At 73.8% G+C, this 13,031-nt stretch carries 16 protein-coding genes and 1 riboswitch; of the genes, 11 read left to right on the forward strand and 5 right to left on the reverse strand.

Annotation, left to right across the window (positions count from 1 at the left end):
- The first annotated feature begins 37 nt into the window (after positions 1 to 37).
- Together tatA and KPL59_RS20325 are read left to right on the forward strand one after the other, a co-directional pair.
- Positions 38 to 313, forward strand: coding sequence for a Sec-independent protein translocase subunit TatA (tatA, locus tag KPL59_RS20320; RefSeq protein WP_226352879.1), 276 nt, complete (start codon positions 38 to 40; stop codon positions 311 to 313).
- A 20-nt stretch (positions 314 to 333) separates the two neighbouring features.
- Positions 334 to 1,074, forward strand: coding sequence for an SDR family oxidoreductase (locus KPL59_RS20325; protein ID WP_226361683.1), 741 nt, complete (start codon positions 334 to 336; stop codon positions 1,072 to 1,074).
- A 114-nt stretch (positions 1,075 to 1,188) separates the two neighbouring features.
- Here KPL59_RS20325 and KPL59_RS20330 read toward each other — a convergent pair whose 3' ends face one another.
- Positions 1,189 to 1,497, reverse strand: coding sequence for a hypothetical protein (locus KPL59_RS20330; protein ID WP_149666278.1), 309 nt, complete (start codon positions 1,495 to 1,497; stop codon positions 1,189 to 1,191).
- 325 nt (positions 1,498 to 1,822) lie between these two features.
- On the opposite strand from KPL59_RS20330, the gene ectA reads away from it, so the two are divergent.
- From ectA to thpD, 4 genes are all read left to right on the forward strand, one after another.
- Positions 1,823 to 2,425, forward strand: a complete 603-nt coding sequence (ectA, locus tag KPL59_RS20335) for a diaminobutyrate acetyltransferase (protein WP_226352880.1) — start codon at positions 1,823 to 1,825, stop codon at positions 2,423 to 2,425.
- On the forward strand, positions 2,422 to 3,675 hold the full coding sequence (ectB, locus tag KPL59_RS20340; protein ID WP_020625167.1) for a diaminobutyrate--2-oxoglutarate transaminase: 1,254 nt from the start codon (positions 2,422 to 2,424) through the stop codon (positions 3,673 to 3,675). The genes ectA and ectB overlap by 4 nt, the downstream gene beginning before the upstream one ends.
- A 7-nt stretch (positions 3,676 to 3,682) precedes the next feature.
- Positions 3,683 to 4,078: an ectoine synthase gene (locus KPL59_RS20345; RefSeq protein WP_020625166.1), complete on the forward strand. Its 396-nt coding sequence runs from the start codon at positions 3,683 to 3,685 to the stop codon at positions 4,076 to 4,078.
- A 126-nt stretch (positions 4,079 to 4,204) separates the two neighbouring features.
- A complete protein-coding gene (gene thpD / locus KPL59_RS20350) occupies positions 4,205 to 5,128 on the forward strand; it encodes an ectoine hydroxylase (protein ID WP_226361684.1) in 924 nt (307 codons plus the stop codon).
- A 64-nt stretch (positions 5,129 to 5,192) separates the two neighbouring features.
- Here thpD and KPL59_RS20355 read toward each other — a convergent pair whose 3' ends face one another.
- Positions 5,193 to 5,993 carry an SGNH/GDSL hydrolase family protein gene (locus tag KPL59_RS20355; protein WP_226352881.1) on the reverse strand — a complete coding sequence of 267 codons (801 nt, stop codon included), beginning with the start codon at positions 5,991 to 5,993 and terminating at the stop codon, positions 5,193 to 5,195.
- 154 nt (positions 5,994 to 6,147) lie between these two features.
- Between KPL59_RS20355 and KPL59_RS20360 the strand changes: the two genes are divergently transcribed.
- Both KPL59_RS20360 and KPL59_RS20365 read left to right on the forward strand, forming a co-directional pair.
- Entirely contained in the window at positions 6,148 to 6,816 is a 669-nt protein-coding gene (locus tag KPL59_RS20360; protein ID WP_226361685.1) for a DUF3159 domain-containing protein, read from the forward strand.
- A gap of 161 nt (positions 6,817 to 6,977) precedes the next feature.
- A complete protein-coding gene (locus tag KPL59_RS20365; protein WP_226361686.1) occupies positions 6,978 to 8,291 on the forward strand; it encodes a hypothetical protein in 1,314 nt (437 codons plus the stop codon).
- 16 nt (positions 8,292 to 8,307) lie between these two features.
- Here the strand turns inward: KPL59_RS20365 and thiE are convergent, their stop codons facing one another.
- Entirely contained in the window at positions 8,308 to 9,000 is a 693-nt protein-coding gene (thiE, locus tag KPL59_RS20370; RefSeq protein WP_075309790.1) for a thiamine phosphate synthase, read from the reverse strand.
- 39 nt (positions 9,001 to 9,039) lie between these two features.
- Positions 9,040 to 9,149: riboswitch (TPP riboswitch) on the forward strand.
- Here thiE and thiO point away from each other — a divergent pair.
- From thiO to KPL59_RS20385, 3 genes are all read left to right on the forward strand, one after another.
- On the forward strand, positions 9,146 to 10,318 hold the full coding sequence (gene thiO / locus KPL59_RS20375) for a glycine oxidase ThiO (protein WP_226361687.1): 1,173 nt from the start codon (positions 9,146 to 9,148) through the stop codon (positions 10,316 to 10,318). Its footprint overlaps the riboswitch before it by 4 nt.
- A complete protein-coding gene (gene thiS, locus KPL59_RS20380; RefSeq protein ID WP_226361688.1) occupies positions 10,318 to 10,518 on the forward strand; it encodes a sulfur carrier protein ThiS in 201 nt (66 codons plus the stop codon). Before thiO ends, thiS begins: the two co-directional genes overlap by 1 nt.
- A 2-nt stretch (positions 10,519 to 10,520) precedes the next feature.
- Positions 10,521 to 11,291 (forward strand): thiazole synthase, encoded by a 771-nt coding sequence (locus KPL59_RS20385; protein WP_255677222.1) that lies wholly within the window; start codon positions 10,521 to 10,523, stop codon positions 11,289 to 11,291.
- Between the two features lie 37 nt (positions 11,292 to 11,328).
- Here the strand turns inward: KPL59_RS20385 and KPL59_RS20390 are convergent, their stop codons facing one another.
- Positions 11,329 to 11,850, reverse strand: a complete 522-nt coding sequence (locus KPL59_RS20390) for a gamma carbonic anhydrase family protein (RefSeq protein WP_075309798.1) — start codon at positions 11,848 to 11,850, stop codon at positions 11,329 to 11,331.
- A gap of 253 nt (positions 11,851 to 12,103) precedes the next feature.
- Positions 12,104 to 12,727, reverse strand: a complete 624-nt coding sequence (locus KPL59_RS20395; protein WP_226361689.1) for a hypothetical protein — start codon at positions 12,725 to 12,727, stop codon at positions 12,104 to 12,106.
- Between the last annotated feature and the right edge of the window lie 304 nt (positions 12,728 to 13,031).

Here is a 13,031-nt window from a genome sequence, read left to right on the forward strand (position 1 = left end):
GATTCCGTCGGCGAGCGAGGAGGCTGTCATGGGAGCTATGAGCCCCACCCACTGGTTGATCGTGCTGGTCGTGCTGGTCCTGCTGTTCGGCGCGAAGAAGCTCCCGGAGATGGCGCGGTCGGTCGGTCGGTCCAGCCGGATCCTGAAGAGCGAGATGCGCGGCCTGCGCTACGACGACGAGCGCCCGGGGGAGATCGGCCCCGGCGGCGCGACCCGGGCCGACACCGAGGTCCGTGACCCCGGTACCCGGCAGCCGGGGGCGGCGGAGGCCACCGCCCGTCCCGAGCCAGGCCCCGAGACCCACCGGGCCTGACGCCGCAGGACGGACGACGCATGACGGTGCTCGTGACGGGGGCCAGCCGCGGGGTCGGCGCGGCCACCGCCCGGCTGCTGGCCGCACGCGGCCAGGACGTCCTCGTCGGGCACCGGGCCTCGCCGGAGGACGCCGCGGCCGTCGTCGCGGAGTGCCGTGCGGCCGGGGTGAATGCTGCCGCGGTCGCCGCGGACGTCACCCGCACCGAGGGCGTCGAGCAGCTGTTCGACGCGGCGGCGGCCCTGCCGTCGCCGCTGACCGGGGTGGTCGCGAACGCCGGCGGTGCCCCCTCGCGGCAGCGCCTCGAGGACATGAGCGACGCCCGGATCGACGAGGTCGGCGCGCTGAACCTGCGTGCGGCACTGCTCTGCTCGCGCGAGGCGGTGCACCGCATGTCCACCCGCTACGGCGGTGCGGGCGGGGTGCTCGTGCACGTCACCTCCCGCGCGGCGGTGCTCGGCTCGCCCGGCGAGTGGAACGACTACGCGGCCGCGAAGGCCGGGGTCGAGGCGCTCGTCGTCGGGCTCGCGAAGGAGGTCGCCGCGGACGGGATCCGGGTGGCGGCCGTCCGGCCGGGCCTGCTCGACACCGACTTCCACGCCAGGGCCGGCGAGCCGGGGCGGATCGAGCGCATGGCGCCGTCGATCCCGATGGGCCGGGCCGGTCACCCCGACGAGGTGGCGACGGCGATCGCCTGGCTCCTGTCCGACGAGGCCAGCTACGTCACCGGCGCGGTGCTGGACGTGTCCGGCGGGCGCTGACCGGCGGGTCGGGAACCCCGTGTCGGCCCGACGTCGGGGGTCCACCGGCGCGGGTCGGGGCCCGGCCGGCGGTAGGGGAACGGATCGGCTGTGGACGGCGGTCGGCGGCGGCGCTCAGGAGGCGGCGCGGGCCGAGCGCCCGAAGCCGATCCGTCCGCGGCGGCGGGCACGACGCCCGGCCCCGGAGGTCTCGGCGCACAGCAGGCATCCGTCCCCGGGCGGTGAGGCCAGCGACGCCGGCAGCACCACGTGCCCGCACAGGGCGGTGCAGTGGCCGGTCCCGGCGGCGAGCGAGTCGGCCAGGACCGCCTGTGCCACGACGTGGCTGCGGCTGTCCCGGGCGCAAGTGACCGTGACGGTCTGCCCCTCGTCCGGTGCGGTCACCACGGCCACGGGGCGCGTACTGGCGGGTGTCACCGACACGACAGCTCCTCCGGGCACGATTCGACGGAGTAGCCATCGTCACCCCACAGCGGTGCAGATGCAAGTGCATCCGCACGATTGGCCGAACGCGCGGCCGGGTGGTGGCGCAGCGTGGTGAGCGCCACGTCCGAGACCTCCGGCCGCCCCGGGCCGGGCCCCGGAACCGATCGGACGGGCCGGTGATCACGGTGTCTTCCAGGGCGGACACCGGGTGTCGCGGCGTCAGCGCCCATTGTGGCACCGATCACGTGGATCACGGCTCCGGGGGTCGCCGCCCGTCGTCAGCGGCTGCATCGAGCGCCCGACGGCACTAACCTCGCCAGTCATGACCGCTCCCGAACAGGCTCCTCCTCGGGCGTCCACGGTTCCGGACGGAGACGCCGCGACCGGCGCATCCGGCCCGGCGGCCGACGCCGACGGTGACCATACGTACGAGATCGGCTCCCCGGTCCCGGCGGACGGGGTGGACATGTGGCGGCTGGCGGTGGAGTCGCGGACGCTGGACGTGAACTCCCGCTACGCCTACATCCTGTGGTGTCGCGACTTCGCGCGCACCTCGGTCATCGCCCGGCGCGACGACGGCCGTGCCGTCGGCTACGTGACCGGCTACCTGCGCCCGGAGAACGGCGCCCTGTTCATCTGGCAGGTGTGCGTCGACCCGGTGGCACGCGGGGCGGGCCTCGCCGGTCGGATGCTGGACGCCGTCTGGGAGCAGGCGGTCGCCGTGGGCGGCACCGAGCGGATGGAGACCACCATCACGCCGGACAACGCCTCGTCGATCCGGCTGTTCACCAAGTTCGCCGAGCGCCACGACACCACCATCGAGCGGGAGGACCTGTTCGGTCCCGATCTGCTCGGTGACTCCCACGAGCCGGAGAACCTCTATCTCGTCGGCCCGATCGCAGCAGACAAGGGTGAGAACACATGACCGTTTTCGAGGATCTCGAGTCCCAGGTCCGCAGCTACTGCCGCAACTGGCCCGTCGTCTTCGACACGGCGAAGGGGAGCCGTCTGACCGACGTCGACGGCAACTCCTACCTCGACTTCTTCGGCGGCGCGGGCGCGCTGAACTACGGGCACAACCCCGAGGTGCTGAAGAAGCCGCTCATCGAGTACTTGACGCGCGACGGCATCACCCACGGCCTGGACATGTACACCTCGGCCAAGGGCGAGTTCCTCACCACCTTCGAGGAGATCATCCTCAAGCCGCGGAACCTGCAGTACAAGGTCCAGTTCCCCGGCCCGACCGGCGCCAACGCCGTCGAGTCCGCGCTGAAGCTCGCCCGCAAGATCAGCGGTCGCGAGGCACTGATCAACTTCACCAACGCGTTCCACGGCATGACGCTGGGCGCTCTGTCGGTGACCGGCAACTCGATGAAGCGCGGTGGCGCGGGCATCCCGCTGGTCCACTCGACGCCGATGCCGTTCGACAACTACTTCGACGGCAAGATGCCCGACTTCCTGTGGTTCGAGAAGGTCCTCGACGACACGGGCTCCAGCCTCAACGAGCCGGCCGCGGTCATCGTCGAGACTGTGCAGGGCGAGGGCGGGCTCAACCCGGCCCGCATCGAGTGGCTGCAGGGGCTGCGCGACCTGTGCACCCGCAAGGGCATCCTGATGATCGTCGACGACGTGCAGATGGGCTGCGGCCGGACCGGTCCGTTCTTCTCGTTCGAGATCGCCGGCATCCAGCCCGACATCGTCACGATCTCCAAGTCCATCTCCGGCTACGGCCTGCCGATGGCACTCGTGCTGATCAAGCCGGAGTACGACCAGTGGGGCCCCGGCGAGCACAACGGCACCTTCCGTGGCAACAACCCCGCGTTCGTCACCGCCACGCACACGCTGCGCAACTGGTGGACCGACGACACGCTGGAGAAGGAGACGCTGCGCAAGGGCGAGAAGGTCGAGGAGGCCTTCAACAAGATCATCGGTGACAACCAGGGCACCGAGATGTTCACCAAGGGCCGTGGGATGGCGCGGGGCATCCAGTTCGAGGGGGAGGGGCTCGCCGAGAAGGTGGCCTCGAAGGCCTTCGAGCACCGCCTGCTGCTGGAGACCGCCGGTCCGAACGACGAGGTCCTCAAGCTGCTGGCGCCGCTCACGACCACCGACGACGAGCTCGACGAGGGTCTTGCGATCATCGGCGAGTCCGTCCGCACCGTCATCGGGAGCTGATACCCACATGATCGTCCGCACCATCGACGAGATCACCGGAACCGATCGGGACGTCGAGTCCGAGAACGGCCAGTGGCGCAGCAAGCGGATCGTGCTGGCCAACGACAAGGTCGGTTTCTCGGTCCACGAGACCACCCTGCAGGCCGGGACGATCAACGACTTCTGGTACGCGAACCACATCGAGGCCGTCTTCATCACCGAGGGCGAGGGCGAGCTGTACGACAAGGACAACGACGTCACGTACCAGCTCAAGCCGGGCTCGATCTACGTGCTGAGCGGCCACGAGAAGCACCAGCTCCGTCCGAAGACCACCATCAAGTGCGTGTGCGTCTTCAACCCGCCGGTCACCGGCCGGGAGGTGCACGACGAGAACGGCGTGTACCCGCTGGTCACGGAGGACTGAACCTCCGTTCCGAGATCACACCGCGAGGGGTGTTTCCGCTGTGTTACAGCGGGAACGCCCCTCGCGGTCGTTCATACGACACCCGTTCGAAGGGAACCGAACCGACAGCGACTCACAGGAGGGTCCATGACCGCACTGGTCGGCAACGAACCGCGTCTCGTGCGCGCCGCGGGTGACCGCTACCCGACGCGCGTCTCGAACACACCGGTCTTCATCGACCGCGCCGAGCCCACCGTCTGGAGCGACCGGGCTAGCGCGGGCATGTTCGGCGCCCAGGAGCTGGAGGCGCACGAGCGCGACGGTTTCGTGCAGGTGCCGGGCCTGCTGACGGCCGAGGAGGTCGCGGAGTACCAGGCCGAGCTGGACCGGCTCGCCGCCGACCCGCAGGTGCGCGCCGACGAGCGCTGCATCGTCGAGAAGTCCTCCGACGAGGTCCGCTCGATCTTCGAGGTCCACCGGATCTCGGAGGCGATCGGCCGGCTGGTGCGCGACGAGCGGGTGCTCTCTCGGGCCCGCCAGATCCTCGGCTCCGACGTCTACGTCCACCAGAGCCGGATCAACTACAAGCCCGGCTTCGGCGGCGGTGGGTTCTACTGGCACTCGGACTTCGAGACCTGGCACGCCGAGGACGGCATGCCGGGCCCGCGTGCGGTCAGCTGCTCGATCTCGCTGACCGACAACCACCCGTTCAACGGCTGTCTGATGATCATGCCCGGATCGCACCGGACCTTCGTGTCCTGCGTGGGTGAGACGCCGGAGGACTACTACCGGACGTCGCTGAAGGAGCAGAAGATCGGCACGCCCGACGCACGGTCGATCGCCAAGCTCGCCGAGCGGCACGGCATCACGATGATGACCGGCGACGCGGGCGGGGCGACGTTCTTCGACTCCAACTGCATGCACGGCTCCGGCGACAACATCACGCCGTACCCGCGGTCGAACATCTTCCTGGTGTTCAACGGCGTCGAGAACGCGTGCGTCGCGCCGTTCTCGGCACCGCGGCCGCGGCCGTCCTACATCGCGGCCCGGGACCACACCCCGGTCCGCTGAGCGGCCGACCGCGTACCGCGACGTCGTCGTCCCGCGGGAGCACCGCGGGACGACGACGTACGGCTCACGCGTCCTGCAGCGGAGCCAGCTGCGGACGCTTGGCGTGGTAGTCGTCCCAGGTGCTGGTGCCGCGCAGGCGCCGGCGCAGGAACGGCATCACGTGCTGGGTGACCCACCGCAGGTCCTCGGCCTGCCGGGCGGTCCACGGCGCGGGCTCGACCGCCGGCTCCGGCCACGGGCCGCGCCAGTCCGGCGCGTCCTCGCCGAGCGTCTCCAGCACCCGCCAGGCGACCCGCTCGTGCGCGTGCGGCACCAGGTGCAGCCGGTCCGGGCCCCAGGCCCGCGGGTCGGCGAGGCAGTCCATCGCCCACAGGTCGACGACGCGGCAGCCGTGCCGTTCGGCGGCGGCCCGCATGTCCTCGTTGTAGCAGGCGATCCGGCCCCGCAGCCTGCGGATGAGCGGGTGCATCCGGCGCAGGTCGAAGCCGGTGAAGATGAGCACCTCGGCCCCGGTGGCGACCAGCCTGCCGAGCGCGGCGTCGAAGCGGGCGGCGAGGTCGTCGACGTCGCAGCTCCAGCCGATGATGTCGTTGCCGCCGGCGCAGAAGGTGATCAGGTCGGGGCGCATCGCCTCGGCGACCGGGATCTGCTCGTCGACGATCTGGTCCAGGATCTTCCCGCGCACCGCCAGGTTGGCGTAGCCGAAGCCGGGGCGGCGCTCGGCGAGGATCTCGGCGACGCGGTCGGCCCAGCCGCGTGCCCTGCCGTCGGGGGTCAGGTCGTCGAGGCCCTCGGTGAAGCTGTCCCCGATCGCGACGAAGCTCCGGTGCTGTGCGCGCCCCTGATCGTGTCGCTGTGTGGCCATCGGCACCGCCCCCTCCCGGTCCGTGATCCTGAAATGTGCCCATCTGTTGTTCACCGCAACGACGTGCGGCGTTACAGCGATGATCACCCTCTCCGGGCCCGTACGCCAATCGGATCCGTCGACCTGCGGCCCGAGATAGGGCACCCTTAGTCAGGTGACACCCGATCCCGCTTCCCGCACCGCGCCCCGGGAGGACCCGCGGCTGGCCGAGCTGCTCGGCGGCCGGGCCGGTGCCGTCGACGCCTCGGTCCCGGTCGTCGCGTTCGTGCTCGCCTGGGTGGCGGCGAACGCCGCGGGGTCGCTGTTCCCGATCAACTGGGGGGCCGGCGCGGCGATCGTCGCCGGGGCCGGGGTGGCCGGATGGCGGCTGTACCGGGGCCGGCGGCCGCGCGCGGTGCTGTTCGGGCTGGCCGGGGTCGTCGTCGCGGCCGCGATCGCGCTGATCACCGGGCGCGCGTCGGACTTCTTCCTGGTCCAGATCGTGTCCAACGTCGGCAGCGCCCTGGCCTGGGCGATCTCGATCGTGGTGCGTTGGCCGCTGCTGGGGGTGGTGGTCGGCGGACTGCTGGGCCAGCGGACCCGGTGGCGGCGCGACCCGGACCTGCTGCGCGGGTACCAGCGGGCGTCCTGGGCGTGGGTGGCGCAGTACGTCGTGCGGCTGTCGGTGTTCCTCCCGTTGTGGGCGGCCGACCAGGTGGTGCTGCTGGGCGTCGCGCGGACGGTGCTGAGCCCGCTGCTGGTCGGGCTGAGCGTGCTCGTGTCGTGGCCGTTGCTGCGTACGGCGCTGCCGGCCGATCACCCGGGCATTCGTCACCCCCGGTGACGCTGTCCGACAACCGGTGACGGTAGAATCGTGATCTTCCCGTGATCTTTGCGCGATCGTGTGAAGGTCACCACATCGGGTGATCGTCCGGCGCAGTCACTGCGTCCCCGGACGTTCCCCCGGCGGCGATCCGCCTGCACCGACGATCACTGCAAGGAGCCATGCCACACCAGCGCCCCCCGGAGCCCGGCTCCGGCGACGCCCCCCGTGGCGTCCCCGGCCCGGCCCGTCCCCCCGCCCAGCCGTCCGCTCCCCGACCCGGCACCGGTCGTCCGGTGGCCTCTCCCGACGCCCCGCGGCTGCCCCGGCAGCGCACGGCGCACCCGTCCCGTACGCACGGTGGACGGGGCTCGCAGCCGCCGTCGGACACCACCCGCGGCCGGACCACGCAGACCCCGCCCGGTGCCCGTCCGGTGAGCCCGGTCGTGCCAGGGCCGGGCGTGCCGGTCGGGACGCCGCCCGGCGGGCGTCCGCGCACCCGGGTGCTGCCGCCCGCGTCGGACACGACCCGCGCGGCCGGTCCCGGCGGTCCGGTGGGGCCGGTCGGGGGCGGACCGAACGGTCCCGGCGGGTCCGGGGGCTCCGGCGGGTCCGGTGACGGCTCCGGGGACGGCTCGTCGGACGCCACGAAGGCGAGCGGTCTCAAGGCCGACCTCAGCCCGACGAAGATCGCGGCCGGCGCCGGGGCGGCGATCGTCACGGCGATGCTCGGCTCGTTCCTCGGCGCGGTCGGCACGGTGATCGGCGCGGCGCTCGGCTCGGTCATCTCGACGCTGGCCACCACGCTGTTCACGCGCTCGCTCGAGGTCAGCAAGGACAAGGCCCTCGCGCTGAAGGAGAAGGCGACCCGGCGCGGCAAGGGCGTCGCCGAGGGCACCGCGGCCGCCGCGCAGGACGCTGCCGGCCGCAGCATCGCCGGGCCCACCGGCGAGGAGACGGTGCTCCTGGACCCGTGGCAGACGCCCGGTGGCACGACCCGCGCCGCCGGAACGGGCCACGGCCGGTTCCGCCGGGTGCGGGTCACCCGCAAGACGGTCGTCGTGTCCGCGGTGCTCGGGGTCGTCACCTTCGCGGTGTCGATGTTCCTGATCTCCGGCATCGAGTTCGTGAAGGGCTCGTCGCTGTCCGGCTCCTCCGGCACCTCGGTGAGCAACGTCGTCCGCGGCGGCGCGCCTCCGGCCCAGCAGGAGAACGACCGGGGCGAGGGCTCCGGGGGCGACTCGTCGACGTCGTCGTCGAGCTCGACCTCCACCGAGGAGTCGGGGACCAGCACGTCGGAGTCGACGACCAGCACCCGCGACCGGGACTCCGGTCAGGACGGCTCGGGCTCGTCGAACCCGCTGCAGGACGGGCTGAACCGGGTCCTGCCGACCCAGCAGCCGGGCTCCGGGCAGGACTCGGGCGGCCAGAACTCCGGCGGCCAGAACTCGGGCGGTCAGAACTCCGGCGGCCAGGGCTCGGGCACGCAGAACTGATCGACGCGGTCGGGCCTCAGACCAGCCGGGCCCGCAGCGCCGCCGCGGCCGCACGCGGGTCCTCGGCCTCGGTGATCGCCCGGACCACGACGATCCGGTCGGCGCCGGCGTCGAGGACCTCGTCCAGCCGGTCGCCGTCGATGCCCCCGATCGCGAACCACGGCCGCGCCGGGGCGCGCCCGGCGACCGTGCGGACCAGGTCCAGGCCGGGCGCCGGGCGTCCCGGCTTGGTCGGGGTGGGCCAGCAGGGACCGACGCAGAAGTAGTCCACGCCGTCCTCGTCGGCGGCGGTCAGGGTCTCCTCGGGGCTGTGCGAGGACCGGCCGACGAGCACGTCGTCGCCGACGACCCGGCGTGCCCACGGCACCGGCAGGTCGTCCTGGCCGAGGTGGAGCACGTCGGCGCCCGCGGCGAGCGCGACGTCGGCGCGGTCGTTCACCGCGAGCAGCGCGCCGTGCCGGCGGCAGGCGTCGGCGAGCACCTCCAGGGCGGCGAGCTCGGCGCGTGCCTCCAGCGGTCCGTCGGGCCCGCCCTTGTCCCGCAGCTGGACGATGTCGACCCCGCCGGCGAGCGCGGCGTCGGCGAACTCCGCCAGGTCACCACGTGCGGTGCGGGCGTCGGTGCACAGGTAGAGGCGGGCGTCGGTGAGGGCGTCGAGCCGGGCGCGACGGGTGTCGCGGGTGCCGGGGCGGGTATCGGTGTCGGACACGGCTCGCAGGCTACGGCGTAGCCTGTGCCCCGGACGACGACGAACCACGGGAGCCCGGGCAGCGGGCTGAGAGGGGACCCGCGACGCGGTCCCGACCGTCGAACCTGATCCGGGTCATGCCGGCGCAGGGAGTGAGGTGGATCCGATGAGCGCGAGTGCCGGACGACTGGTCGTCGCGGGGGCGGGCGCGGTCGGCCTGTCCCTCGCCCGCGCGGCGGCCCGCGACGGCTGGTCGGTGACCGTGTTCGACCCGGCCCCCGGTCGCGGCGCGTCCTGGGTGGCCGGCGGGATGCTCGCCCCGGTCACCGAGGCCTGGCCCGGTGAGGAGGACCTGCTCGCTCTCGGGCTGGACTCGGTCGCCCGCTGGCCGGAGTTCGCCGCGGCCCTGTCCGCCGACGCCGGCACCGACGCCGGGCTGCACCCGGAGGGCACCGTCGTCGCCGCGACCGGGTCGGGCGACCGCGCCGAGCTGACCGCGCTCGCGGACTACCTGGAGTCCCTCGGCCGCGACGTGCGCCCGCTGACCGGCCGCGAGCTGCGCCGGCTCGAACCCGCGCTGGGCCCCGAGGTCCGCGGCGGCCTGTCGGTGCCCGACGACCCGTCGGTGGACAACCGGCGGTTGCTCGCCGCACTGGCGGCCGCGGCCGAACGGGCCGGGGTCGTGGTCTCCGACCGTGGGGTCGCGCGTGTGCTCGACGACGGCGCCCGCGTCACCGGCGTGCGCCTCGCGGACGGGGTGACGGTCGCGGCGGACGCGGTCGTCGTCGCCGCGGGGGCGCACTCGTCGTCGCTGCATCCGGTGCTCGACGGGCTGGTGCGCCCGGTGAAGGGCGAGATCCTGCGGCTGACCCGGCGCGCCGGGGCGCTGCCGCCGCCGTCGCGGACGGTGCGGGCGCTCGTCGACGGGCGGGCGGTCTACGCCGTGCCGCGGACGCTGCCCGGGTACGGCGACCTCGTCGTCGGCGCGACGACGGCGGAGAACGGCTTCGACACCGACGTCACCGTCGGCGGGGTGCGCGACCTGCTACGTGACGCCGAGCGGATCCTGCCCGGGATCGCCGAGTACGCGCTCACCGAGACCGCCGCCGGGCTGCGGCCCGGCAGCCGGGACAACCTGCCGCTGATCGGGCGGACCGGGCCCGACGGGCTGATCGTCGCCACCGGGCACGGCCGCAACGGGATGCTGCTGGTGCCGGTGACCGCGGTGGCCGGGGCGGCGCTGCTGCGCGGCGACGACGTGCCCGAAGCGGTCCGCGCCGCGGACCCGCGACGGTTCGTCCCGGCCGCCGCCGGGGCGCGCGAGGAGGGGAACCACTGATGTTGATCGTGCTGAACGGCGAGCACCACGAGGTCGACGCCGACGCCGACCTCGCCCGGATCCTGGCCGAGGCCGGGCTGCCGGAGCGGGGGATCGCCGTCGCCGTCGACGGGGAGGTCGTGCCGCGCACGTCGTGGGCCGGGCACCGTCCCGGCGACGGCGCGCGCGTGGAGGTCCTGACCGCGGTGCAAGGAGGATGAGCATGGCTGTGCAGACCGACAAGCTCGCCTTCGGCGACCACCTCTTCGACTCGCGGCTGGTGATGGGTACCGGCGGGGCGGCGAACCTGGAGATCCTGGAGCGGGCGCTGGTCGCGTCCGGCACCGAGCTGACCACGGTGGCGCTGCGCCGGGTCGACGTCGCGAACGGGACCGGGTTGCTGGACCTGCTGCGTCGCCTCGGGATCGCCGTGCTGCCGAACACCGCGGGCTGCCGCACCGCGGCCGAGGCGGTGCTCACGGCGCGGATGGCCCGCGAGGCGCTGGAGACCGACCTGGTGAAGCTGGAGGTCGTCGCGGACGACACGACCCTGCTGCCCGACCCGGTCGAGCTCCTCGACGCCGCCGAGCAGCTCGTCGACGACGGCTTCACCGTGCTGCCCTACACCAACGACGACCCGATCCTGGCCCGTCGTCTGGAGCAGGTCGGGTGCGCCGCGGTGATGCCGCTCGGCTCCCCGATCGGCACCGGGCTCGGCATCCGCAACCCGCACAACATCGAGATGATCGTGGCCGCCGCGGGCGTGCCGGTCGTGCTCGACGCCGGGATCGGCACCGCCTCGGAGGCCGCGCTGGCGATGGAGCTGGGCTGCGACGCCGTCCTGCTCGCCACCGCCGTCACCTGCGCCGCCGATCCGGAGCGGATGGCGCGCGCGATGCGACGGGGCGTGGAGGCGGGGTGGGACGCCCGGCACGCCGGCCGGATCCCGCGCCGCTACCGGGCGCAGGCGAGCTCGCCCGACGTCGAGGGCTGAGGGCCCGGAGCGTTCCGCGGAACGCTCCGGGGGCGGCTCAGGCGGGGGTGACGCCGTCGGCGTGCCGCCGGGCCAGGGCGCGGTAGAAGTCCGGGTTGGTACGCACCCACCAGCGGGCCTGCTCGGTCAGCTCGCCGCGTTCCTTCGCCGCGGAGCCGAGCATCAGCCGGTCGGCGGGCAGCTCGGAGTTCGGCGTGACCGTCGACCCGGCGGCGACCATCGCGCCCTCGCCGATCCGGGCACCGTCCTGCACGGTGCTGCCGTTCCCGACGACCGCCCGCGCCCCGATCACGGCACCGTGCACCACGCACAGGTGCCCGATCGTGGCGCCCTCGCCGATCTCGGTGACCGGGTCGTCGCCGCCGTGCAGCACCGACCCGTCCTGCACGTTGGCGCCGGCACGCACGACGATGGGCCCCAGGTCGGCGCGCAGCACGGCGTTGTACCAGATCGAGGCACCCTCCTCGACGCGCACGTCCCCGACGAGCGTCGCGGTCGGGGCGACGAAGGCGTCCGGGTGCACGGTGGGGGAGAGGCCCTCCAGGGCGAACAGCGGCATGGTCGACAGCGTCGCACCCCGCTCCGTGGTTCTCCCGGCGCCGCGGCCGGCACCGCAGCCGTGTCGCCGCCCTGTCGTGTCGCCCGCCGCCCTGCCGCCTCGACGCGGCCGGTCTCGACACGGCCGGTCTCGCCACGCCGCCGTCTCGCCACGCCGCCGTCTCGCCACGCCGCCGTCTCGTCACGCTGCCGTCGATCTGCCGGCGTGTCGCCGGCTCTGTCGCCGGCTCTGTCCCCGCTTCTTCAGCCGCCGGTCATCGCCCTGTCGTCGGCCGGTCGTGGACGTGGGTGTGCAGGCCGAGGTCGGACAGCTCCAGCGCGGCCAGCGCCGCCACGACGGCGGGGTCCCCGGACCGCCACGCCGCCGCCGGGTCCGGCGCGACCCGGACCAGCCGTGACACCGGCACCCGCGACAGCGCCCGCACGGCCAGCAGGTCCGGGGCGGTGGCGCGCGCGGCGACGGCGGCGCCGGCCCGCCGGGCGTAGCGCAGCCGCAGCGGGAGCCAGCCGAGCAGCACCGGCAGCAGCATCACCAGCGGGACGACGACCAGCGCTCCGGTCGCGAGAGCGTCGACGGCGCCCCCGAACTGCCGCCCCGCGGCGACGAGCTCGGTGCCCGCCCCCGCGGCCGGATCCAGCGCGCGGGCCAGGTCGGAACCGATGAACGGGACCGCACCGACCGCCCCGGCGACCCCGGTGAAGGCGTCGGAGACCCGACCGCCCGCGACGACCAGCGAGTCACCGGGCCCACGCAGCGCGGACAACCCGTCGTGCACGGCCACGCCGGCAGTGACGGCGAGGACCGTCCACAGCACGGCGACGAGGTCGGCGACGACCTGTCGGGCGATCCGGTCGGGGCGTTCGGCGTACCAGCGCATCGGTCCTGTCTACCGGTCCTGCCCGCCGGCCCTGTCCACCGAGGCCGGAAACCGGTCGTCGTCGCGGCCTGCCCGTGCTCTGCCGGGCCGGTGGACCGCTCGCTCGCCCTCGGCCGCGCCTCCTGGGACGACGTGCCCCGCTGCGCGCCCGGAGCCCCGACGCCCCTGACCGCGACCCAGGAGCGGAACCACGGCTCGGCGCGATCGTCACCGCGCTCCTCGACCGGGCGGGCTTCCGGTGCCGCGTTCCGCGGAACGCGGTCCGGCGGCAACGTGGGCGGCCGACGTCCAGCACCTCGTACAG

The organism is Pseudonocardia sp. ICBG1142 (assembly GCF_020496255.1).
In the GTDB taxonomy this organism is placed as follows: domain Bacteria; phylum Actinomycetota; class Actinomycetes; order Mycobacteriales; family Pseudonocardiaceae; genus Pseudonocardia.